Origin of the sequence: Halarchaeum grantii (assembly GCF_014647455.2) — an archaeon.
Lineage (GTDB): Archaea > Halobacteriota > Halobacteria > Halobacteriales > Halobacteriaceae > Halarchaeum > Halarchaeum grantii.
The window spans coordinates 41,896-64,566 of the sequence record NZ_BMPF01000008.1 but is presented as its reverse complement, the minus strand read 5'-3'; the positions used below and the strand labels follow the sequence as shown (position 1 = coordinate 64,566).

Genomic DNA, 22,671 nt, shown 5'->3' with positions numbered 1-22,671 from the left:
CTCCTCGATCTCGGGTCGATTGACGCTCTGCAATGCCGTTAGCTGACTCTCTTGGGAGCGTTGGCTCTCGATGACTTCTCGAAGTGTATCGATCGAGTACGTCCGCCCCTCAGAATACACCGTCGCGCTCCCGTCGTCCGACAGGACGATGATGGCGTACTCCATCTCTTCGGCGTCCGCGACGGCGAGTTCTTCGTGAGGGACGAACGGGCGTTTGATCCGCGCCCAGTTCGTCTCGAACGCCTGCTTCGACTCGTAGATGTGTCGGGTGCCCTGCTCGTAGACGACGTACTCCCCAGCCGCCGGGTCGTAGCTGTATGTTGCCGGAACCCGCCCCTTCGAGATATCCGTGAGCGAGTCCACGCGAAGGATCTCTGCGCCGTCAGCTGTCCGGAGGACGAGCTCTCCGGACGCCTCACACCAGGCCGTCTGCGTACTATTCGTGTCTGAGACGGGTCGGACAGCGGTCACGCCGCCGTCCTCTGTCGCTCCACCGTTGAACGTGAGGTTCTCGTCGGTCGTGTAGTAGCGTGTCTCCCCGGTCGAGAGGTCACGCATGGGTGGGTTGAGTATCTGCTCGACGCGCTCTGCCCACTCAGTCTGCGACGACCCGGGGCGAACGACGAAGAGCGGGAATTCACCTTCATCCTGTGCTTTCCGGAGGTTCACCAGCACCTTCGCGGGGTTCTCTGGTGTTGTGGTCTCTACCTCGATCGCGAACGGCTCCTCGAAGTCGGGATGGGTCGCCCGGGCGTCCGGTTTTTCGCTGCCGTCCTGGGTGAGGATGGAGACGGTGAATCCCTGCGCGGTCAACTCCTGCTCGATCTGTTCGAGGGCTGTGTCGTGCTTCTCACTCCCGGCCGACTGTACCGACCCGGTTTCGGGCGTCGCGACGTCTTCGCCGTCGTTGGTAAGGCGGATCACGAGTTCGTCAGCGTCCATGTCGACGGTCGTCTCGAGGAAGCGCGAGCGCTGCCGGATCGACGAGAGTTCCTCGTACGTCGGCGCGTCCGCATCGGCGTCCTCGAAGAGACGGCGGAGTTCGTCGTCAACTGTCTCGACCGCCACCCAGTCGTTCCCCTCCCGACTCCTGGTTCGCAACTGGACGCTGCGAACGACTTTCGCGAGCGCGACATCCAACTCGCCGTCCGCGACGTCAAGGACCTCACCGAGTTCCTCGGGCGTCTGCGTCGTCGGCGTCTCGTCCTCCGCCACGCCATAGGCGTCCTCAACGTGATCGTGGAGCCGCGTGAGCGCTTCCTCGAAGCGTGCCTCCTCGTCGCTCGTCAGTGGCTGGTCGCTCTCCGGATGGCCCGTCGGGATCGGGAGTGGCGCGAGACTGAACGGATACGGCCCGGTCTCTCCGAAGACGGGACTGGGGAGGTTCGCGATCCACTCACCGCGTGGGAGCGACCGGATGCGGTTCGCGAAGTCCTCCGGGTCCATCTCCTCGTGAGCCATCGCCTGGGCGAGTTCGCGGTCGACGCTGATCTTCCCGACGAGCGGGCTGCCGACGTTGTTCAGGACGTTCAGGTAGGCGCGACGGCCGCCTTCGGCTTTCATCTGCTCGGGGAACTGCATCGACAACCCGACCGAGAGCCGGAAACTCCGGCCCTGCTCGAGGAGGTTGTTCATCACGTCCGAGACGGCGACCGACGCCGCCTCGTCGATCAGGAGGTTCACGACGTAATCATCGTGGCGGGTCGCGACGTCTTGATTCTCCTCTTGGAGGGCGGCTTCGAGGTTGGTGAGGATGACGCCGGTCATGATGCGGGCGGCGTCCTCGCGAAGATCACCGAGGTCGAAGAGGATGACCGTGTCCTCGTCAAGGAGATCGCGGAAGTCGAACTGCGGGTCAGTGTTGTTGAAGATGCGGCGGAGGGTCGCGTCGTCGGAGACCATCGCGAGGCGGTTGCTGACGCCGCCCATGATGTTCGAGAACGTCGTCTTGTCCGCCTGCAACTGCCGGCGCAGCGAGCGCGTGACCGCCTCGTCGGTCGACTGCGGCGCCGCGCTCAAGTCGGGCTGTGGCGGGCCGGCCTCCCAGAGCTGGTCGAGCGCGTTCTCGAGTTGGCGGTGCGCGAAGTACTCGGTCGATTCGCGATACTGGCCGTTCTCGCGGCCGTGCTCCTCGTCGAAGAGCGCCTTGATGAGCGTCTTGATCAGGCCGGGGGCGACAGTCGCGCGCTCGTAGCGCTCCTGGCCCATGACGAGTTTGAGGATCTCCTCGTAGTGGTCGGCCTTCTTCTGGACGGCGTCCTCACGCCGCACGCCGTTCTCGAGGGCGGGCTGGATGTTGAAGAAGGAGAACCCCGGGAGGTCCTCGGGAATCGAGAAGTGGATGACATTCTCTTCGAGATCATCGAGCCCGAAGCGGGCGGCATGGGCACGCATGTAGTTCTCCGTCATCCCGTCCCCCTTCGGCTCGATGTGGATGGTCGGTCCCGTCGTGTTCGCGTAGAGGGAGAGCAGCTCGTTGATCTGGGCTTTCGACTTCCCGGCGCCGGTCGTCCCGAAGCGCCCGTAGTGGGTCGGGAGGAGACTCGGCGGGATCCGAATCGGTTCGTCCTCGGGTTCGCCGGTCTCGTCGAGGGCGTAGCCGACGGCCATCCCCGCGCGGAACTCGCTCAGGAGATCGGGATCGGGGCGTGTGAGCGGGTTCCGACTCTGCTGTTCCGCGCGCGTCCCACGCGATCCCTCGATCGAGAGCTGTTCGGAGGACGGAATGAGCAGGAAGTTCGCGAGCTCACGCCCACTCAGCACGAAGTCGGGTCGTGTCTTCCCGCGCCCCGTGATTATCTCTTGGTTGAGGAGTCGTTGGAGTGCCTTTCGCGCGTTCTTCTCCTTCTTCGCCTCCCGGAAGCCACTCGACCGGACTCGTTCGGCCTCAACGTCGTAGAAGGGACCGTCGAGCGGGTCGAAGACGGGCGCAAGCGACGACAGCCGCTCGTCCAGCGGTTCCTCGCCGTCGTCGCTCGTGGGCACGCCGATCGCGCGAACGTTCGCGGTGAACGAGCGTTGTGGATTCGTCGCCTCGATCGCGTTCAACCGGCGGACGACGATGTCGCTCAACTCGCGTTCGTCGTGGTCGTGTTCGTACTCCTCGAACTCGAGGAGGTCGCCGATGAGGCGTTGCGACCATGTGTCTCGGCCGTCGATCAGGTCTTCCTTGCGGAGTTCGGCATCCGACTGCCAGCTCTCGCGCCGCTGGAACACGACCTGGAAGGCGAGCGGTTCGGTCGCGTCATTGACGTGGTCGATGAGGGACGCGAGCGCGGCGCCCGGCTGATCGACCGCCGACAGCGACTCCTCGTCCTCGCCGTCCGTGAACGGCGTCAGCGACGTCATCCAGTCCTTCTTTCGCGTGGCAGCACCCTGCCAGCGCACACCGTACGGCGAGACTGTGTCAGTCGCCGGCCGTGCGAGAATCGTCCCGTCCTCGGTCACAGTCGGCTTCTCAATCGGTGTGTCGTCTCCGTCGGCGAGTTCGAGTGCCGTCTCGTCGATGCACACCACCCTGTCCGCAGTCACCTCACCGTCGCGAGTCCCTATCTCGCCATCGTCGGTGAGCGCGTACTGCTCCTCATCCTCAAACTCATACTCGAGATCCCCTTGCTGGTAAGCGTCAACGAACTCCTCGCGCGAGTACTCGACGGGCTGGACGAGGCAGGAGGCGACGTCGAGTTCGACGCGTTCGAGGTCGAACGTCTCCGGATAGACAGACCGCAAACGCTCCTCAACGGTGTCGAGGTGGTCGTCCGCGCCGTAGTAGAACTCGACGGGCGCGTCTTCGCCCTCGCTGAGCGCGAGGAACTCGAAGCGCGGCGGTATCGACGACGACAGCGGGTTCAGCTTCGATCCGAATCCCGAGTCCTCGGTGGTGAGTTTGTGGAGGCTTTCGAGGAGCCGCGGAATCCCCGTCGGATCCAGCGTCTCGGACGTCGGCGTCACACGGAGGTACTCACGCATCGCGACCACCGTCCGTCTCTGCAGCTTGTTTCGTGTCATCGCCCGATTGGATGGCCTGTTCGGCAAGTTGCTGCTGGATGGACTCCCTCTCTGAATCGGCTTCGTCGCTGGTAGCGCCGGGGGGTTCGTCGCGGGGCTGGGTGGTGTGGTCGAAGTCGATGGCCCGCTTTTCTTTGGGCATGGCTTCGAGCTGGATGCCACGCCACTCGCCGTCGACGCCGACGAGGGCCTCAGAGACGCCCGCCCAGTTGTTGAAGGATTCAAGGATGATGCCGATTCGGTCGCGGTCCTGATCGATCGACCGGGTGAAGTTCTGCTTCGAGCCAAAGGACTTCTCAGATCCCGTACCGCCAACGGTGAACATGGCGTAGCCGTTGTCACGTGCGAAGGGGTCGATGACGACGGGGCTCTGGTTGTCCTTCTGGATGCCGAACTCATTGTCGCCGATGGGTGCAGCGGACTGGAGGGCACCGTCCTGCCGGCAGATCGCCGTCTTCGGCGTGAGGCTTACGGGCTCATCGCGGAGCATGCGCTTCACGGTGCGGACAGCGTCCTGCAGGTCGTTCTTCGCGTCGGCACGGCGTGATGAAGAAGCCTTGGTCGAAGACGTTCGTGCCGCTCTCGACGGCCTTGTACGTCGCTGCCGCCTCATCAGCGCGCTCTTGGAGGTCGGCACCCCGAACACTCTGTGCGAGGTCCGCGTCGGCCTAGAGGTCGTCGGCGATTTCCTCAAGTTCGTTCCGCGCCTGTTCTTGGTTCTTCGGGGTGATGTGTGCAGTGAGGTCGAACTCGATGTCAGTAAGTTCGAAGAGGTCGCTGAGGTACTGATCATTGGAGTGGTCGGGGTATTCGGCGACGTAGAGGGCTCTCGTCCACTGCTCGCTGAGATGTGCCGCGTGCGTCTCGTACACGATGCGGCCGGTTCGATCGCCGTCTTGTGTGACTCTGCGATATCACTGAAGGGGGGCCCTCCGCCTTACCTTCCTCAAGGGTATCCCCGTTGAGGATGTCCGCGGCAATACAGTGTGAGTCGGCGGGAGCAACTCGTCAGCGGGAGAGGGTGGGTCGGTCACGAATTGTGTTGGGTAGGAGTGGGTGGTGGCGGGCCGCGAGCCGCTGGTAAGTGGTCGTGAAAGGAACGCTGGAGAGCGGTCATTCCGATACCGCCCGCCCGAAGCAGGCGAAATCGCGGGATTACGGGCCCGTATGTAATGCATCCAATCTGTTGTATCCAAATCAAAATTAAAAATCTTCTGCTGAGTATATGACAGATAAATAAATACTCTATGTATATATACTGTTTAGTTTAGGAATATTATGGTTGAGTTAGTTTGGGAAGTGAGCGGGTCGTTGAGTTAATCGGCCAAGATGCTCGCAGACCTGCTTAGCGAGTTCTATAATGCTGATTTAGAAGAAGCGTGGAAGAACGAGTGGACGGCGACACCCGTCAGAGCGTTCGCCGTCCGTCTCCACGAGACCGGTTGTTCCTCTGAGAGACAACACCGATCTTAGCGGAATTAGCCGTTGAACGCTCGCACACTAGTTGGCTGTGTATGGAGCAGCGGTGACCATCTCGGAGCCGATCGGGAACGCAACAACGAGGCCAGTCACGGGGCAGTCGTGCAGTTCTCACACCGCTCCTACACCGGCGTGGCCGTCGACGAAGCGCGTCAGGACGAGCAGGGCGAGCGCTGTCGTCGCGAGCCCGACCGCCGCGACGGCGAAGAACGTGACCTGCACGCCGACGCGCTGGATGAGGTAGCCGAACACGGGCGGCGCGACCGTGCTCCCGAGCATGATGCCGATGGTGACGATGGCGAAGCTCTTCGCGACCGTCCCGTGGGCGGCCAAGCGCTCGGTGAGCTGGTCGCGCGCGGGCCCGGCCATGCTCCTGACCGCACCCAGGAGCAAGAACAGCCCGACCGCGAGCACCGCCGGGACGACGTTCGCGGCGACGACGGCGACGAGGAGCGTGAAGCCGCCGAAGCTGGCGACGAGGATGTATCCGCCGCTGAACCGGTCGGTCAGGTAGCCACCGAGGAGAATCGCCCCCGCGCCGACGACGAAGATGCCGGTGAGCGTGAGGTTCGCGACCCCCAGCGAGACGCCGTAGACGTCCGTCAGGAAGACGACGGCGTACGTCGTCACGCCCCAGTTCGCCGTCGAGGAGAAGAGCGTGAGCAGGGCGACGGCGAGGATTCCGGGTTCGGCGACGAGCCCCCGGAGCTCCGCCGCGACGCGCTCGCGAAGCGGCGTCCCGCTCGCGCTCGCCGCGACGTTCGGTGCCGTGATGGCGTCGTCGACGCGCCAGCCGACGAGCACGGTGACGACGACGGCGTACAGGAGGCCGACGGCGCCGATGAGGCCGACGCCGTGTCGCCACGTGAACCCGGGGACGGCGAGGATGGCGGTGATGACGACGGGCGGCGTCGCGAAGCCGAGGCTGCCGCCGAAGTTGTAGACGCCGAACGCGCGCCCGCGCGTGTCGTCGCTCGTCGCGTCGGTGAGGAGCGGGTAGTGTGCGGGGTGGTGGCCGGCGACGCCGAGGCCGAGGACGACCTGCCCGAGGACGAGTTCGGGGAAAGTGGTCGCGAGCGCCGTGGCGAGCGCGCCGACCGCGCCGAGGACCGAGGAGAGGCCGAGCGTGATCGTGCGGTCGTAGTGGTCGGCGAGATAGCCGAAGGGCAACTGGAACGCGGTGTTGACGAGCGCCTGCGCGCCGAGCGCGAGCCCCAACAGCCCGATGGAGACCTGCAGGTCGCGCGAGAGGATCGGGAGGATCGGCGGGAGGAGAACGAGGAAGGCGTGGTTGAAGAACTGCGAGCCGCTGATCAGTCCGACGACGAGTGCCGTCTGCTCCTCGACGGCTTCGCTCAGGTCGCGCAGTCGGGCACCCGGCATACAGGAGGGCCGACGAGGAGAATGTAAACGCTATCTGTTCCGGAAAAGCGTTCGCCGTGGTGCTGGTAGCGCCGGTAGTACGCGACTCGGCGGAAGACCACCGCGCCCTACGGCGTGTCGAGCGACTCGGTGAGCTGGTGGTGTGTGTCGAGGCCGGTCTGGAAGCGCGAGACGAGGGCGGCCTGATGTTCCGGGCACAAGAGCGTGGCGACGGCGCCGTCGTGGACGGGGATGACCGGCTGTCCGGGGGTGTGCGGGGCGAGCCCGCAACTCGGACAGGAGACGCCGCCGGCCGGGCGATGGTCGAGGAGCGCGGGCGTCTCGGTGGTCGTGTAGCCACAGATCGTCGTGAACTGTTCGAGGTGGTCGTCGCAGCCGAGGACGGGGACTCTGAGCGTGTCCAGCAGGAGAAACGAGGGCGAGTGCGAGCCACGGGCGCGGAGGACGTCTTCACAGGCGTCACACGCGACCGGCGGATGGTCGGCTCGGTGCTCGTGCTGGCGCGCTGGACCATCACCCGGAGGCATCGTGTCTCTCCGACTTGGGTGCCCGGACGGGTAAAGCATCGGTGCGGGTCGCGTGTCGTGCGCCGGACGGCGAACGGCTTTGGGCGTCGAGTGTGTCAGCGCGAGGTATGCGGGAGTCGTTCGCGGTCGCCGAACGGGCGGGGACGCTTCGGGTGCCCGCCGTCGTGTTCTCGCGGAACCTCGACGACGAGGGGGACGCTGATGTCGCGTACGAGCACGTTGCGGAGCCGCTCGCGGGGCTCCTAGCGCGGCGGACGACGTGGACGGTCGAGCGCGGCGCGGCGGAAACGCGGGTGACGGAGACGGTTCGGATGACGCGGGCGTGGTATCTGTGCGTGCTCGCCGGCGTCGTCGCGGTGCTGCTCGGCGCGCTGGCGTCGCGGCTGGGCGGTGGGACGGGCGCGCTGTGGCTGTGGGCGCTGGGCGTCCTCGGTGTGGTTGGTGGGACGAGCGCGACGGTGGCGGGGAGTCGACTGCCGGACGGACAGGTGTCGGTGTCGCGGACGCGGTACCCGCAGGTGGGGCCGCTGGCCGTCGTGTGGCTCTGTGTCGCTGGCTCGCTGGCCGGCGGGGGGCGAGTCGGTGTACTGTGTGCGAGCGTGGGGTGTGTGCTGTGGGCGGTCCACGGCTGGACACGGCGGGTCGAGTCGGTGTGCGCTGGCGTATCGGCCGTGGGGACGGCGTGGCTGCGCACGCTGCCGCCGGTGGCGAGCCGGTACGTGGCGGTGACGGCGGCGGCGAGCGTGGGGCTAGTGGCGTTCGCCGCGCTGAACACGGCCGTCACGGTGCGTCGGCCGCTGGTGTCGTGTGGCGTCTTCGGGGGCGGCGCTCTGCTCGTCGCGGTGCTGCTCGGCCGACAGGGGTCGCGGCGGCTCGTGCCACTACAGGTCGTGACGGCGGCGGCGCTCACGGGGCTGCTCGTGCTCTCGGTCCCGTGGCACCTCGCCATCACGGTTCGGCCGCTCCCCGTGACGTCCCTCGTCGATTCGGGTGCCGTCGTCGCGAGCGCGGTGTCGGTGAGCGGTGTCTGGGTCGCTGGCTGGCGCTGGCTGTTCGCGTCGAGCGACGCGACGCGGCGTCGGTTCACGAGCGAGGGGCGGACGGTGTCGACACGCGTGGCGGCGGTGTCGGCGTACGCGATGATCACGGCTGCGGGGACGCTGCTCGCGGTGGTGCTCGGGTCGGTCGTGCTCGGGTGGCGGCTCGCGACGGCGGGCGCATCGCCGAGCGTCTGGCTGCTCGGCGTCTCGCTCGCGCTGCCGACGGTCTATCTGGTCTGCGGGGCCGGCTATCAGCTCGCTCGGCTGGCCGGCATGGTGTGGGCGGTGCGACGCCGCTGTGACCGGAGCGGCCTGTCGGCGGACGCCGTGCCGTTCGAGCCCGCGTATCCCGTGTGGGTGCTGCCGCGCGAGGAGTTCTACGCGGGGGCGTACTGGGACCCGTGTGCTCGCGCGATCGTGCTCTCGGAGGGGGCGCTGGCCGCGCTCGACCCGGCGGAGCGCGCGGCGGTGATCGCACACGAGGAGAGTCACTTCGAGCATCGTGGGGCGTACCTCCAGTTCGTGCTCGCGTGCCTACCGACGTTCGCGTTGATGGGGAAGAACGTCGTGTACAGCATCTACGACTTCCACGCGCGCGAGCTGACGGCGGACGAGCGTGCGGTGCGCCGCGTCGACGAGGCCGTCCCGGGGGCCGATGGCGCGGACGTCCTCGTCGGCGTGCTCGAGCGGTTCGCCCGCGAGGAGTGGGACGTACTCGAGGAGTCGGCGGTCACGTTCCTCCCAACGATGCAGATGGGCGATAGCCGCGCCGTCGCGGGCCTGAATCGGGTGTTCGACTTCCTCTTCGGGTATTTCGCTGGTGGGGTGCATCCGTCGAACGAGGAGCGGATCGCGGCGGTGCGTCGCCTCGAGCGCGACGACGGCTAGTCCTCGAGGTCGCGGAGCGCGTCGAGCCGCTCGCGTTTCCGGAGGTGCGCGGTGTCGACGAGCACGCTCCCGAAGTAGAGCCGATATGGTGCCGTGCCGTACGCGTAGACGGTCGTGCGGAGGCGCTCGACGGCGTCGCGGAGCGAGTCGACGGCGGTGGCGTCGCCCTGCGGCGTGCGCGTGTCGGCACCGACGATACCGGGGTGGGGGAGCGCGAGGGGCGTACCGTCGGTGCGGGCGCGCAGTTCGTATATCCGCCGGATGGCGTCGCGAACGGTGCGTGCGTCGAGCACGGCAGCGGCGGCGGCGTCGGCGGCGCGCTCGCTCTCGCGGTAGTCGTAGAAGGCCGGGAGGAGGGTGGTGCCACCGAGGAGCGAGGAGAGGACGGTCGCGCCGACGCCGAGGCTGCGCTCGCGGATGTGGTAGTGTTCGTGCTCGAGGAGCGCGTGCAGTTCCGCGCGACTGCATTCCGCGACGAGGACGTCGCTCACGAAGACGTAGTGGCCGAGACCGAGGGGGAGCGAGAGCGGGCGGAGGGCGGGGAAGCCGGCGCGGTCGATGCGGCGGACCTCGACGGCGTCGGGGAGGAGGTCTTGGCCGTCGTCTTCGGGGAGCGACGACGAGCGCAGGAAGACGGTCGCGACGCGGATCGGGCGGGCGAGCAGTTCGGTGACAGTGCCGAGCGCGACGAAGACGAACGGCCAGAGGAGGAGGCAGAGATAGCCGATGCCGACGGCGCGGGCGGGGAGGCCGGCGTCGCGGAAGGTGTAGTCGAGGGTGCGGTAGAGGTCCACGAGGAAGGCGGTCGGCGTCGGCTGCGTGTCGGCGGGGAGGAGCGTGAGGAGCGGCTGGAGCGTGGCGTCGGGGAGGGGGTAGACGCCGGTCACGCCGAAGGCGAGGATGGCGACGGCGACGGCGGTGACGGTGTAGAGGAGCGCGGTGAACGCGGCGTAGAGGAGGAAGACGACCGCGCGTCGCGCGTCTGAGGCGAAGCGGTCGAGGCGATAGCGGTGGAGCGCGCGAACCGTCGTGCGTGACGTGTGCACCCAGAGGAAGAGCGAGATGGCGGCGGCGAGCAGGGCGATCCGCGCGTACGGGACGAACAGTTGCATGACGAGGTGGCGAATCGTCTCCGCGTCGATCTGCCCGGTCGCGGGGAGGCTGGTGCCGAGCATGTCGGAGAGCACTGAGCGCGACGCGCGGTTGAGGGTCTCCGAGGTGTACGCGGCGAGTCGGTCGCCCGTCCGGGAGACCCACGCGGAGAACACGACGATGGGGAAGAAGAGCATGAGGACGGGGCCGGCGAGCGCGAGGAAGTTGTACGGGATGAGGAGGACGCGCTTGCTGAGGTCGGGCGTGACGAAGGGGAGGGAGTCCTCCAGATAGGCGTTCACGAGGACGAGGAGGAGCACGGCGACGGCGAGCGGTGTGACGAGCCACGAATCGACCGTGGCGTCGAAGTGCCGGAGCGCCGCGACGACCGAGAGAAGCATCGTGACGCCGACGAGCCCGTTGGCGGCCTCGCGTGTCGTCTCGACGCAGCCCTGCAGGGGCGGGTCGGTGTCCGGATGTCCTTGGAGGAGGGCCGCGAGGCCGAAGTAGAGGAAGACCGACCAGACGGAGGCGGTGACGAGCGGCGCGAGGAGGACGAGGCCGAGGACGGCGAGGCGGACGGCGGCGGGCCAGCGGCGGACGATGCGGACCTCGCCGTCGTCCGTGACCGAGAGGCGGTCGGTGTAGACGAGCGTGTGGTCGTGTCGCCAGCCGGTCGCGTCGTCAGCGGTCCGCTCGAAGGCGTCGTCGAGGCGGGACTCGACGGTGGGGCGGGGGAGGGCCGTCGCCCACCGGATCTCGTAGACGTCGAAGGGGTCGCGGAGGCGTGCGAGGAGTCCTGTGAGGGCGACTGGCGAGCGCACACGGCGTGCTATCGGCGAGGGCGACTAAAGCGTTCGCCCGCAGGCGGCGGTGGGATTATACCGATGCCGTGGATACGCGCTGACAGGTGAGCAGACGTGCGCGGAGACGAGGCCGGGAGAGCGGCCACTGACGGGTCGGGTGGAGACGCGAGCCCCATAGATGCGGCGGCGTTCGACGAGCCGTGGCCGCTTCAGGAGCCACGCGCCGTGCAGAGCAACCGCCGCGTGCAGTTGCCGGAACTCGCACAGGAGTACGTCGTCGACGACGGCGAGGACGCAATCGTCCACTGGAACTACGACGCGGGCTCGCAGTTCGTCTTCATCTCGCGCTCGCCCGCGCGCAAGTCCGAGTACCGGTATGCGGACTGGAACGTCGTCGACGGCTATCCGGGCGAGAACGCCCGGATTCGCGCGCCGGGGAAACTCCCGGACGCCGTCGTCGAGCGCTTCGAGGTCGAGGGAACGCACGTCGTCTTCCTCGCGAGCGCGGAGATGCTGAGCGACGACAACCCCTCGGCGTGGGTGCTCTCGTGGACGCAGTTCATGCGGATGTTCCCCGAGATAGACGACGAGGGGCCGGACGAGGACGTCGGCGAGCTGGTGTCCCGAAATCCGGGCTTCATGCCGTCCTCGCCGTTCTGAAGGCGGCCGATGGAGCGCCGGGACCGATTCCACGCGTGGAACGCCTCCCCTCGCGAGAGCGCACACCGCGCCCGGAAAAAGTGATAGGATGGTGATATAGGGGGCGCTTGTTGGGAGTGAGAACGGCGCGGCGCGGCCCCGCGTCGCTCTCGACCCCGACCATGCCCGACACCACCACAGTCAGCATCCCGGACGACGACGACGAATCGATCCTGACCGAGACCCCGACCGTCCTCGTCTGCGGCGGCGACGGCGGCATCGAGATGGGGAACGCCGTGCTCGACCTCGCCGAGCGCGAGGGCATCGCCGAGCGCGTGCGGATGGTCGCCATCAACTCCGGCACCGAGAAGTTCAGCGACCTCGGCGACGACATCGAGACGGTCACGCTGAAGACGCCCGACCGGCGCTTCCACGACCACGACAAACGCAACCGACACTACCTCCGCGACGACATCACCATCGACGGCGGCGACGGCGCTGGCCGCGACCCCTGCCTCGGGCGCTACTACTTCGACAACCCCGAGCGCGTCGGCAGCCACGAGGACAAGATCCGCCGGGCTATCAGCGAGTTCGTCGAGCACTTCGAGTCCGATCCGGACGTCAGCGGCCCGAGCGCGGTCAACGTCTTCCACCTCGTCGGTGCAGGCGGGGGGACCGGCTCCGGAATCGCCCCGCTCGTCACCGGCCTGCTCCACGAGGTGCTGAAGGACCTCGACGGGGAGGTCCAGCCCGGCTTCGAGCACTGGGCGGTCTGCAGCCTCGCCAGCACCGAGGACTTCGACGGCGGCGGCGACGCCCCGGACGTCCACTGGCGCTACCCCGCGAACTCGCTCGCGCTCCTCGACGAACTGCGCGCCATCACCGACTACGACGGCGACACGGAGTACCCGCTGCGCATCCCGCTGCTCGCCTCGCGGGACCAAGCGAACAACCGACGCTCGGCCTACACCATCACCGAGAACCCCTTCTCCGGGGTCTTCCTCCTGCGCTACGACCAGGACCGCAGCGACGACGCCGAATACCGCGAGGGCGTCGACCGCACGGCGGCCCGCGTCGTCGTCGAGTGGATGCGCAAGGGCCAACCCCAGTTCGTCGACGTCGAGAACGAGGCCAAGGCCCTCGAACACACCTTCTACGAGGTGCGCGGCGCGGACTTCGAGGTCCCGGTCGACAAGATCGACACGCTCCTCGACGATAAGCGCGACTACCAGGCGCACGACGAAACCGTCGAGGAACTGAGCGCGGAGATCGAGGCGCTCGACGCGGCGCGCGCACAGCTCGACGCCGCCATCGACGCCGACGACCACCTCCGTGGCGAGGGCGACCTCGTCGCCGAGGTCGCGGAGAACGCGGACGGTGAGGACGTGACGGCCGTTCCCGAAGCGATGGTCACGGAGTTCGAGCGCGCGCGCCAGATCGCCGGGAACATCGACCCGCATTCCACGCGCCTCGACGGTATCGAGACCGAGCTCGGCGAGCACCAGAACCGCCGCACGCACACGTTCCACGACCGCGTGGACGCCGACCGCATCCAGCGCGCGGTCTTCATGGCCGCGATGTACCGCGAGACCGCGATGGAGCTTCGGAGCCACCGGTTCCGCGCGCTCGTCGACCAGTACGTCGAGCGTCGCGGGGACGAGATCGAGGCGTTCGACCCCGCGTTCGACGAGACGGACAGCGCGAAGACGCAGTTCGTCCAGACCATCGAGCCGATGCTCGAGGACCAGGTCGCGTCACTGTCGAGCGAGCTCGACGACCTCGGGATGAGCGCGCGCATCACCGACCGCGCGACGTACACCAACTGCAAGGAGGACCTCGAACGCACCCGCGAGAACCTCCAGCGGCTCCGCGAGGCCCTCGAAGAGCGCGACCGCCTCGCGAGCCTCGCCGAGGACATCGCGGCCGAACGCGACGACGTCATCGAGACGCTGGAGGCGCGGCGTGCGGCGCTGGACGACGCCCGCGAGACGGCGGTAAGCAACCGGGGGACCGCGACGCAACAGCGAGACGCTGCGAAGTCGAAGATGGAGGACAAGATCGAGGTGATCCGGGAAGCGCCGCTCGGCCGGTTCGTCACGCTCCCGGTCGCCAGCGGGGTCGAACTCGACGGCGAGCGCGTCGCGGAGGACGCCGGCATCACCGCGCTCATCGACGACGGCGTGATGGAGAGCGAGCGCGTCGCGACGCTCCTCCGGGAGACGCTCGACAACCACGACGACGGCGTCCTCGGCGCGCGCCTCGAGACCCGCAACGAGTCGCGGACACCGAGTCGCGACCGCCCCGTCGTCTTCTGCACGCAGGCCGTCCGCGAGCGCATCTGGCAGGACGGCGCCACCGGGAACGCCCCGAAGACGGTCGCGGAAGACGAGTTCGACAAACAGTCCCGGGCGGTCGTCTGCAACGACGACCAGCGAATCGGCCTGCTCGCCTACCACGGCGGCCTCGCGCTCGACGACTTCGACCACGGCGCGCTCCGGGCGTCGCTCGAGCGCGGCCAGCCCACCCTCTGGGGGACCCCCATCCCGCTCGCCGAGTGCTACGCCTACCCGGAGCTCCTGCCGGCCAGCCACCCGGTGTCGATGCGTAGCCAAATCGAGAATGCGACCCTCCCCGAGTGGGGTGAGGACGATGACTGAGCGCACCCGCGCGTTCGTCGCCGCCTGCCTCGTCGTCGCGGTGGTCGTCGGGGGCGTCGCCATCGTCAGCGTGGACGCCAGCGCCAGCGAGGGCGTGCCGGACGCGCCCGTGGGCGTCGAGGAGACGTTCGTCGGGACCTCGGCCGACGCCGACCACGCGGTCGCGGTGACGGTGACGGTCGCGCCGACCGAGCGCACGGGCCCCATCAACGCCACCGAGCTCACGCTCGCCACCGACCGCGCGGCGTTCATCGCGCCGTCGTCCATCTCGACGAGCGAGACCACGGGTGGCGAGCAGGTCATCGACCGAACCGTCGACCGGCCGCCGACCTTCGACCTCGGTCGCCTCGAACCCGGCGAGACCGCCTCCATCAGCTTCCGCGTCTACCCGAAGTCCGTGCTCCCGCAGGGCGAGACGCTCGCGACGGTCCACGTCGAAACGCAGTTCGCGCGGACGCAGCGCGTCGTCGAGACCTCGAAGCGCGTCGCGCCCACCGTCACGGCCGAGCACGCCGCCTACGGCATCACGCCGACGCTCTCCCCGCTGACCAGCGGCGCCATCGGCGCCGCATCGATGGGGGCGCTCGCGCTCGTCGCCGGCGCCATCTATCGGCGCCGCCTCCGGGCGGCCACGCGCTCGACGCTCCAGTCGGTCGCCGACCAGCCGCTCACCGCCAGCGCCGAGCGCGCCGTCGCGGACGCCATCCGAAGTCTCGGCGGGTCGACGCGCGACGACCGGTCGGGCGCCACGAAGACGACGACCGGGACGGGCGACGACCCGGGCACCGAGAGCATCGCGCTCGATCTCGATGACTGAGACGTCGACGCGCCGCTGGCGGTCGCGCGCGAGCGCAGCCCAGCAGGGGCCGCGAGACTCACGGGGGTGTGCCGGGCACGCATGAGCGGCTTCGAGACGCATCTCCGATGGGGGCTCGCAACCCATGCCGTCCTCGTCGCCGCGACCGCGAGCGCCTACCTCCTCGGCGCGTGCTCGCTCGGCCCGCTCGCGCTCGTGTGTGTGAGCCTCCCGGCGACGCTCGCCGGCGCGCTCTTCCCCGACCTCGACCACCCGGCGTCGATCCCGCATCGCTACGGGGCGGACGTCTGTCCGGTGCTCGTCGCCGCGGTCGCGCTCGTCGTCGGCCTCCGCTATCGCCCGGCCATCGCGGCGACGGTCACGCGAGCGACCGGGCGGCCGGGGGCGTTCCTCGGCGGCGTCGTCGTCGCGTCGCTCGCGTGGGGCGCGTGGGTCGGGACGCGGCGGCTCTTCCCGGTGTTGCGCCCGACGCATCGAACGGTCACGCACCGGCTCTCGACGGGCGTCGTCGTCGCGCTCTGCGTCGGCGCAGTCGTGAGCCTCCTCCTCGGCACGGACGGGTCGGTCGGAGCGCCGGTTCGTGCCGTGGCGCTCACCGAGAGCGCGGCGTTCCTCCTCGGGTTCCTCAGCCACCTCGGTGCGGACGGCCTCCACCGTGAGTACAGCGGGCGCGTTCGCGCCCTCGTGTCGCAACGGGGTGACGCGTGAGGCAGTGGGGCGTTGCTCGCGGGTCGCACCGTCAGCGATGAAGTTGGTCAGCGGACGGCCGTCGACGGGCGTGAGCGACGCGCGACGATGGTGAGCGGGGCACGGGAAACCGGCGTGTGGTAGTTAGTCAGGACACCTGTTCGTAAGTCAACTTTTCTTCCTGGTGTTGATTATGTGAACGATAAACCAGTTTTAGTTACTGAGTTGGCCAGTACGTTTATGTATGAGAGGGGGAGCGGAGCGGTCATACTGCCCGACCTGTGACTCGGAGCGGGAAGTAGCGAAGACCGTGGGCTGGCAACGTGACATCTGCCGGACCTGCGGGACCGGCGTCCCATCGGCGCACGACGCTGACGGCCCGGCCGAGCTGTCGTCGCGAATCGCGCCGACGACGACGCAGTACTGTCAGTACTGTGGGGGTGAGCGGGAGACGGTCTCGACGGTCGCGTGGCAGGACGACCTCTGTCAGGGCTGTCAGGGCGGCCTCACGAAGACGCCGGTTGCCGAGGCGGCGCTATCGCGCGCCCCGACGCCGAGCGCGTCCGCGAACGCCTCGCCGTCGAAGGGCCACGAGTGACCGAGCGCGGGAGGACGCGCGTCGTCTAGGCGGACGCCTCGGTGACGTTCGCCCAGAGGTGGACCTCGCGGTACGCGCTCTCGACACTCGGGTCGGCGGGCGGTTCGCCCTTGTAGAGCACGAAGGCGAAGCGCTGGCGCTCGCCCGCGAACGCCGGCGTGATGGTGACGTTCGTGTGGCGCGTCTCGTTGGCGGCGAGGCGGAGGCGATGCGTCTCGAGTCGCACCGATCGGTCCACGAGCGTCGTGTTGTTCTCGACGTGCACCTGCTGTTCGAGGAGCACCCACGTGTAGTTCTGCGCGCGGTGCTCGTGGTTGCCGACGCCGACGACGAGCGGCGCGGACTCGTTCACGACCATCTCGGAGGGGTAGTCGTCCGCGACGAGGTCGCCGTCCTCGCCGTACGTGAGGTAGTAGAACTCGGTGAACGCCTCGCCCTGCTGGGGGACGGTGACGGCGTAGCCGACGCTCGCGACGGCGACGAGGACGCTCACCGCGAGGAGGACGTTCAGCGCGGCGTCCGTCGTGGTGTCGGGTTCGAGGAGTTCGACGCGCGCGTCGCTCGCCCACTCGCGATAGGGAACGCGAAAGCGCTCCTCGCTCGGCGTCTCCCAGCGGCGGACGGCCGCGACACCGGCCGCGACGAGCGTGAACCCGCCGACGGCGACGAGAATCGGGATCAGTCGAATTCCCCACGGCGTGAAGTTGAGCACCAGTCCCAGAAGCGGCGTGACGGCGATGCTCAGGCCGAAGGAGAGCGCGACGCGCTCGACGCCGTCGATGCCCGCGTCGTCGCTCCCGGCCTCGGGGAAGAGCGCGGCGACGAGCGCGTACCCGGGGAGGAAGAGGACGAGCGGGAGGCCGAAGAGGACGCGCAGCGGCGTCTCCTTCAGCACGGGGAGAACCGGGAGGAGGACGCCGACGAGCGTGAGCGCGACGGTGGCCGCGATGTCCGCCGGGAGGCGGCGCAGCGGCCGCGGGAGGAGGCGCGTCCAGTCCGGGGCGTCGCTCATGCGTGCCGGGGTTGGCGATAGAGGGTGAAAAGGCAGTCGGAACCGCGATTACGCGTCCTCGACGAGGCGTTCGGCGGCGGCGAGCGCGGCCTCGGCGTCCGCGCGCGAGACCGGACGCCCGGCGAAGGTCGCGTGCTCGTAGGTCGACGTCAGCGTTTCGAGCGCGGCGCGTTCGTCCTCCCCGAGCGTGTCGCTGAGCGTCGTGTAGAACTCCCAGTGCGTGCGCTGGCGGAGGCGGGCGTCGTCCTCGTCGAACGCGCGACGGACGGCGGCGTACGCCGTCTCGACCGTCGTCGCGGCCTCGGCGTCGTCGAGCGAGGCGCGCGCCGTGGCGAGCAGGCGGTCGGCGAGCGCGGGCGTCGCCGGGTCGGGCTCCGGGTCCGGCGTCGGCTCGGGCACGTCGTCGTCGGCTTCGAGGTCGCGACGCCAGAGCGCGTACGCGAGCGCGAACAGGAGGCTCGCGACGAGGACGGCGCCGAGCAGGATCCACGCCTGCGTCAGCGTGACGCCGCTCGACGACGCGGGCGGTGGCGAGACGGTGACGGCCGTGCGAGCGGACGCCGCCTCGAGGTTCGTTCCGGACGCCGCGTACGCGGCCGTTATCGTCAGCGTGCGCGCCCCGGTCGTCGGTTGGAGACGCGACGGGAGCGTGAGCGTGGCGTTCGCGGTGCCGTCGCCGTCGGTTGTGAGCGTCGCGAGGCGCGTCCCGTTCGCGCGCACCACGACCGGCTGGCCGGCGACGCCGCCGTCAGGAGTGCGTAGTCGCGTCGCGACGTCGAGCGTCGACGGGGACGCGTTCGCGGTGAGCGAAAGCGACGTCGCCGTCTCGCGGACGGTGAGCGTCGTCGCCGCGCGCCCCGGTTCGATGGCGGTGTCCGTGCGACCGGCCTCGACGGTGAGTGGCGCCGTGCCGGCAGCGGGTCGCGCGCCGAGACGGGGCGTGGCGGTGAAGCCGCCGCTCGCGTTCGTCGTGGTGCGCGCGACGACATCGCCACCGAGCGTGACGCGAACGGGGACACCGGCGAACTGCGCACCGGCGACGTCGACGTCGCCCGTAACGCGGAGTGACTCACCGTACGCGGCCGCTCGCGGCGTCGACGTGAGCGTGACGGTCGCCGGAGCGGACGCGACGTCGACGGGAGTGGTGGCGTTCGCACCGAGGTACGGCGACGCGCTTGCGGGCCGATAGCGGACGCGGGCGGATTCGGTCGCCGTCGAGAGGTCGACCGGGCGATACGTGAGCGCGTATCGGCCGTCCGCGTCGGTCGTGGTCGTGAGCGTGTCCGCGCCGACCCGGAGGACGACCGTGCCGTTCGGAATCGGGGCGCCGTCGGCGGTGCGGAGGACGCCCGTGGCGCGACTCTGTCGCGTCGGCGTGAGCGTCGCGTCGTCGAGGGTGAGCGTCACGCGCGTGTGCGTGAACGTCTCGCCGCGCACGCTCGACTGCGTCGACAGCACCGCCTCCGTGCTCCGGTTCGTGCGCTGCATCGCCGCCGTGAGGTCGACCGCCGTCCCGTTGCCGACCGCGCGGTACGACTCGACGACCGCGGTGCGGTGCTCGGTGACGTTGGTGGCGAGACGCTGGAGCTCGCGGGCGAGGCGCCGCGCGCGCGATTCGTCGCCCGCGTCGCGGGCGCGCTGATACTGCTCGTGGACGCGCTCGTAGCGACTCGTGCTCGAGACGTACTCGCGCTGGGCGTCCTGTGCGCGCGCGAACTCGTCGGCGGCCCGGTCGTCGCTCTCGTAGTCGGTCGCGCCGGCGACGTCGACGTACTGGTCGAGGCGGTCGCTGTACGCGTCGCCGACGACCGCGCGCGCCGCCTCGTACTGGCCCTGACTCACGTTGCGCGTGCTCGCGGCGAGTCGCGCGCCGAGGTGCGAATCGAGCCACGACTCGAGCCCCCGGATCTCACCCGGTTCCTCGTACGTCGCGGGGTCGCGGTGGTGTGGCACCGAGGAGTTGTTCGCGGTGTCGTTGTCGGGTCCGCTCACCTGTGCGGTCGGCGTGGCGGCCGCGCTTTCGGCCGCTGGGCCCGCGTGCACGCCGGAGACGCAGAGAGCGAACGCCGCGGCCACGGCGAAGACGAGCCGGGCGCGCCGTCGCGTGACCCAAGTCACGTCCGTGACGTATCCCACGGACGTACAAACCCCTTTCTACAGCCGAGAGCCGACGTCCGGGATGGGGGCGTGTCTCACGGACGGACCGGCTCGCGTACGCGAATGTATCAGTAGGTTCAATTGGCCCGCGATACGTCGATACGGTGATGCGGGTGACCAGAACCGGCCGCGAAGCCCTCCTCCTGCTCGCGCTTCTGGCGGGGTTCGCGGTGGTGTTCGCCCGCCCACTCGTCCTGCTCGGCCTCTGCCTGCTCGGCGGCTGGGTGCTCGCCGCGCAACTCGCGTTCGTCCGGACGCTCCGCACGCTCACGAGCGACCTCTCGGTCAGCATCGTCCCCGCACAAGAGACGCTCATGACCGACGAATCGGTGCCGGTCGTCCTCACGGCGACACGCGAGGAGACGGACGTCCCCCTCGAAATCGCGGTCACGCCACCGGCGGCCGCCGACGTCGAGGCGGACGCGGCGTCGCTCTCGCTCGCGGACGCCGAGCACGCGGCACGAACCGTCTTCTCGCTCACCGTCCCCGTCGCGGGCCGGCACACGGTCTCGCGCCCGACGGTGACCGTTCGGGGCGCGTTCGGCCTGTTCAGCGAAACCCTCCCCATCGGTGAGGCCGTCGCGTTGACCGTCGAGCCACGCCTCCCACGCGACGTGCAGGTCGGCGCGGGCGACGTCCGGATGACGACGCCGTACGGGAGTCACACGGCCGAGCGCTGGGGTGCCGGGGTCGACCCGGCGGACATCCGCGAGTACCAGCCCGGCGACCCGGCGACCCGAATCGACTGGCTGACGACCGCGCGACTGAACGAGCCGTTTCTCCGCGAGGCGGAGGCGACGACAGAGCGACAGACCGCCGTCTTCGTCGACCACCGCGCGACGACCGGCGTCGGCCGCAGCGGCGTGACCGCCTTCGACTACCTCCGGGAGGCCGCGCTCGCCGTCGTGGAGAGCGCAGCGGCGGCCGAGGACCCCCTCTCCTACTACGCGGTCGGGGACGACGGCGTCACCGACCGCGTGGCGAGCGCGACCGCGCACACGCAGTACCCGATCATCGAGCGGAAACTCCACGCGCTCACCCCGACGACCGGGGACGGCGTCGCGTGGCCGAAGACCGAGCGAGGTGGCGCGGGCGCGCTCACGCGGGCGCTCCGTGGCGACGACAGCACGTACGCCTCGACCCTCCGCCCCTACGTCACGACCGCGACCCGCCACCAGCACGCCACCGCCGACGACCCGCTCTATCGGGCGGCGAAGACGTTCACGACACGCCACGGCGGCCAGCACTGGCACGTCGTGTTCACGGACGACGCACATCGAGCGGAGCTGCAGCGGACGGTCAACCTCCTCCAGCACGGCGACGACCACGTCCTCGTCTTCATCGCGCCGCGCGCGCTCTACGAACCGGACGCGCTCGCGGACCTCGAGTCGGCGTACGCGGCGTACAGTGAGTTCGTCGCCTTCCGCGAGTCGCTCGCGAAGACCGCGCGCGTCGAGGCGTACGAGGTCACGCCCGGCGAGCGGCTCGAAGCGTTACTGACGGCGCGACGCGAGCGGAGGCGACCGGCATGAGTGCGACGAGCACGCGCCTGCTCGGACGCGCCGAGCGCGCGACCGGCCCCGCGATCGGGTTCCTCCTCGTCGCCATCGGCTTCGCCACCGGACACGGGGGGCCGGGCGTCGTCGCCGCGCTCGCCGTCGGCGTCTGCTGGCTCCTCCGTGACGGGCGCGTCGCAACCGTCCTCGCAGCCGTCGCGCTCGGCGCGCTCGGCCCCGTCTCGCTCGCGACGCTCGTCCTCGTCGTCGGGGGCGTGAGCGTCGGCCTCGGCGCACACCTCCTGCGCGCGACGCGCTCCGTCCGCACGCTCGCCACGTTCGCGGTCGCGAGCGGCGCCGCCCTCGCCGTCCTCGGCGCGGGTCTCAGCGCGTCCCTGCCGACGTGGACGCTCGCGGCGCTCGTCCTCGGGACCGTCGCGCTCCTCGGCTACGGCGTGCACCGCTACGAACTAGTCATGCTCGATCTCGTCCCCGATTCAACACATGAGTGATGCAGACATCGACGCCGAGTCGGCCGACGACGATGCGGTCCTCGAAACGCGCCTCCAGCTGGTCGAGGAGGAGAACCGGCGCCTCCGCGAGGAGTACGCCCGCTCGAAACGCGTCTCCTATCGGCGGAGCGCCGCCGCGTTCGGCGCGCTAGGCGTCCTCGCCGGACTGCTCGGAGTCGCGTTCGCGGACGCGCGAACGGTGCTGTTCGCGCTCGCGGGCACCGGCGTGTTCGCGGGCGTGCTCACGTACTACTTGACGCCCGAGCACGTCGTCCCGGTCACGGTCGGCGAGCGCGCGTTCAGCGCGCTCGCGGAGAACGAAGCCGACATCGCGCGCGAACTCGGGCTCACCGACCACCGCTACTACGTCCCGGTCGAGCACCCGGACGCGGGCGCGCGACTGTTCGTGCCACAGCACGCGACCGCGCGTCGCCCCGACGACGACGCGCTCGCCACCGTCTTCGTCGCGACGGACGACGACCGCGAACGCGGCGTCTCCCTGCACGCGAGCGGCGACCGCCTCTTCGAGGAGTACGAGCGCGCGCGCACCACGTCGGCGGACGGCGACCCGGAGCGCCTCGGCGAGTCGCTCGTCGACGCCCTCGCGAACCAGTTCGAGCTCGTCGAGAGCGGCGACGTCGAGCAGGTCGGCGACGGCCGCCTCGCCGTCGCGCTCTCCGGCGTCGAGTTCGGCCCCGGGGAGACGTTCGACCACCCGGTCGCGAGCTTCCTCGCGGTCGGCGTCGCGCGCGACTGCGGGGAAGCGGTCGCACTCCGCGTCACGGACGGCGGTGAGCGCGCCGACGAGCGCGTCGTCCTCGACTGGCCGGCGTTCGAGGCGGACGAGGCAACGGGCGGTCGACGCGAGTGACG

Annotated in this window: 15 protein-coding genes and 2 pseudogenes; 10 read left to right on the top strand and 7 right to left on the bottom strand. The window is 69.4% G+C overall.

From position 1 onward, the window contains the following. The coding region (locus IEY12_RS15385; protein ID WP_188884535.1) for an ATP-binding protein at nt 1-4,008 on the bottom strand (4,008 nt) is incomplete at its 3' end. A 184-nt stretch (nt 4,009-4,192) separates the two neighbouring features. After that, nucleotides 4,193-4,983: pseudogene (locus IEY12_RS16040) on the bottom strand (VirB4 family type IV secretion/conjugal transfer ATPase); the annotation flags it as partial. A 354-nt stretch (nt 4,984-5,337) separates the two neighbouring features. On the opposite strand from IEY12_RS16040, the pseudogene IEY12_RS15375 reads away from it, so the two are divergent. After that, nucleotides 5,338-5,507 (top strand): annotated as a pseudogene (locus tag IEY12_RS15375) (IS6 family transposase); the annotation flags it as partial. A 91-nt stretch (nt 5,508-5,598) separates the two neighbouring features. On the opposite strand, the gene IEY12_RS15370 reads toward IEY12_RS15375, so the two are convergent. Both IEY12_RS15370 and IEY12_RS15365 read right to left on the bottom strand, forming a co-directional pair. Continuing rightward, complete coding sequence (locus IEY12_RS15370) at nt 5,599-6,870, bottom strand: MFS transporter (RefSeq protein WP_188884534.1); 1,272 nt, start codon at nt 6,868-6,870, stop codon at nt 5,599-5,601. Between the two features lie 107 nt (nt 6,871-6,977). Next, nucleotides 6,978-7,397 carry a hypothetical protein gene (locus tag IEY12_RS15365; protein ID WP_188884533.1) on the bottom strand — a complete coding sequence of 140 codons (420 nt, stop codon included), beginning with the start codon at nt 7,395-7,397 and terminating at the stop codon, nt 6,978-6,980. 107 nt (nt 7,398-7,504) lie between these two features. Between IEY12_RS15365 and IEY12_RS15360 the strand changes: the two genes are divergently transcribed. Beyond that, nucleotides 7,505-9,325 (top strand): M48 family metalloprotease, encoded by a 1,821-nt coding sequence (locus IEY12_RS15360; protein WP_188884532.1) that lies wholly within the window; start codon nt 7,505-7,507, stop codon nt 9,323-9,325. On the opposite strand, the gene IEY12_RS15355 is transcribed toward IEY12_RS15360, so the two are convergent. Beyond that, complete coding sequence (locus IEY12_RS15355) at nt 9,322-11,241, bottom strand: M48 family metalloprotease (RefSeq protein WP_188884531.1); 1,920 nt, start codon at nt 11,239-11,241, stop codon at nt 9,322-9,324. The genes IEY12_RS15360 and IEY12_RS15355 overlap by 4 nt on opposite strands. A gap of 96 nt (nt 11,242-11,337) precedes the next feature. Here IEY12_RS15355 and IEY12_RS15350 point away from each other — a divergent pair, with 96 nt between their 5' ends. From IEY12_RS15350 to IEY12_RS15330, 5 genes are all read left to right on the top strand, one after another. Beyond that, on the top strand, nt 11,338-11,883 hold the full coding sequence (locus tag IEY12_RS15350) for a hypothetical protein (protein ID WP_193718050.1): 546 nt from the start codon (nt 11,338-11,340) through the stop codon (nt 11,881-11,883). 161 nt (nt 11,884-12,044) lie between these two features. Next, on the top strand, nt 12,045-14,519 hold the full coding sequence (locus IEY12_RS15345; RefSeq protein WP_188884529.1) for a tubulin-like doman-containing protein: 2,475 nt from the start codon (nt 12,045-12,047) through the stop codon (nt 14,517-14,519). After that, nucleotides 14,512-15,336: a COG1361 family protein gene (locus IEY12_RS15340; RefSeq protein WP_188884528.1), complete on the top strand. Its 825-nt coding sequence runs from the start codon at nt 14,512-14,514 to the stop codon at nt 15,334-15,336. Before IEY12_RS15345 ends, IEY12_RS15340 begins: the two co-directional genes overlap by 8 nt. A gap of 81 nt (nt 15,337-15,417) precedes the next feature. Then, nucleotides 15,418-16,044, top strand: coding sequence for a metal-dependent hydrolase (locus tag IEY12_RS15335; protein ID WP_188884527.1), 627 nt, complete (start codon nt 15,418-15,420; stop codon nt 16,042-16,044). A gap of 289 nt (nt 16,045-16,333) precedes the next feature. Continuing rightward, entirely contained in the window at nt 16,334-16,621 is a 288-nt protein-coding gene (locus tag IEY12_RS15330; protein WP_188884526.1) for a hypothetical protein, read from the top strand. A gap of 25 nt (nt 16,622-16,646) precedes the next feature. Here the strand turns inward: IEY12_RS15330 and IEY12_RS15325 are convergent, their stop codons facing one another. Further along, nucleotides 16,647-17,633: a DUF1616 domain-containing protein gene (locus IEY12_RS15325; RefSeq protein WP_188884525.1), complete on the bottom strand. Its 987-nt coding sequence runs from the start codon at nt 17,631-17,633 to the stop codon at nt 16,647-16,649. Nucleotides 17,634-17,681: 48 nt separating this feature from the next. After that, nucleotides 17,682-19,751, bottom strand: coding sequence for a DUF4129 domain-containing protein (locus tag IEY12_RS15320; protein WP_188884524.1), 2,070 nt, complete (start codon nt 19,749-19,751; stop codon nt 17,682-17,684). A 146-nt stretch (nt 19,752-19,897) separates the two neighbouring features. Here IEY12_RS15320 and IEY12_RS15315 point away from each other — a divergent pair, with 146 nt between their 5' ends. From IEY12_RS15315 to IEY12_RS15305, 3 genes are read left to right on the top strand one after another with little or no spacing between them, the layout of a single operon-like run. Beyond that, on the top strand, nt 19,898-21,322 hold the full coding sequence (locus IEY12_RS15315; RefSeq protein WP_188884523.1) for a DUF58 domain-containing protein: 1,425 nt from the start codon (nt 19,898-19,900) through the stop codon (nt 21,320-21,322). Further along, nucleotides 21,319-21,798: a DUF8163 family membrane protein gene (locus tag IEY12_RS15310; protein ID WP_188884522.1), complete on the top strand. Its 480-nt coding sequence runs from the start codon at nt 21,319-21,321 to the stop codon at nt 21,796-21,798. Before IEY12_RS15315 ends, IEY12_RS15310 begins: the two co-directional genes overlap by 4 nt. Next, nucleotides 21,791-22,669: a DUF7982 domain-containing protein gene (locus tag IEY12_RS15305; protein WP_188884521.1), complete on the top strand. Its 879-nt coding sequence runs from the start codon at nt 21,791-21,793 to the stop codon at nt 22,667-22,669. The genes IEY12_RS15310 and IEY12_RS15305 overlap by 8 nt, the downstream gene beginning before the upstream one ends. Nucleotides 22,670-22,671: the final 2 nt, after the last annotated feature.

What these genes read in the sequence shown, in the direction of transcription:
- IEY12_RS15335 (WP_188884527.1), top strand. Translation starts at nt 15,418, where the DNA reads ATGAGCGGCTTCGAGACGCATCTCCGATGGGGGCTCGCAACCCATGCC.
- IEY12_RS15315 (WP_188884523.1), top strand. Translation starts at nt 19,898, where the DNA reads ATGCGGGTGACCAGAACCGGCCGCGAAGCCCTCCTCCTGCTCGCGCTT.
- IEY12_RS15345 (WP_188884529.1), top strand. Translation starts at nt 12,045, where the DNA reads ATGCCCGACACCACCACAGTCAGCATCCCGGACGACGACGACGAATCG.
- IEY12_RS15325 (WP_188884525.1), bottom strand. Translation starts at nt 17,633, where the DNA reads ATGAGCGACGCCCCGGACTGGACGCGCCTCCTCCCGCGGCCGCTGCGC.
- IEY12_RS15310 (WP_188884522.1), top strand. Translation starts at nt 21,319, where the DNA reads ATGAGTGCGACGAGCACGCGCCTGCTCGGACGCGCCGAGCGCGCGACC.
- IEY12_RS15365 (WP_188884533.1), bottom strand. Translation starts at nt 7,397, where the DNA reads ATGCCTCCGGGTGATGGTCCAGCGCGCCAGCACGAGCACCGAGCCGAC.
- IEY12_RS15340 (WP_188884528.1), top strand. Translation starts at nt 14,512, where the DNA reads ATGACTGAGCGCACCCGCGCGTTCGTCGCCGCCTGCCTCGTCGTCGCG.
- IEY12_RS15370 (WP_188884534.1), bottom strand. Translation starts at nt 6,870, where the DNA reads ATGCCGGGTGCCCGACTGCGCGACCTGAGCGAAGCCGTCGAGGAGCAG.
- IEY12_RS15305 (WP_188884521.1), top strand. Translation starts at nt 21,791, where the DNA reads ATGAGTGATGCAGACATCGACGCCGAGTCGGCCGACGACGATGCGGTC.
- IEY12_RS15360 (WP_188884532.1), top strand. Translation starts at nt 7,505, where the DNA reads ATGCGGGAGTCGTTCGCGGTCGCCGAACGGGCGGGGACGCTTCGGGTG.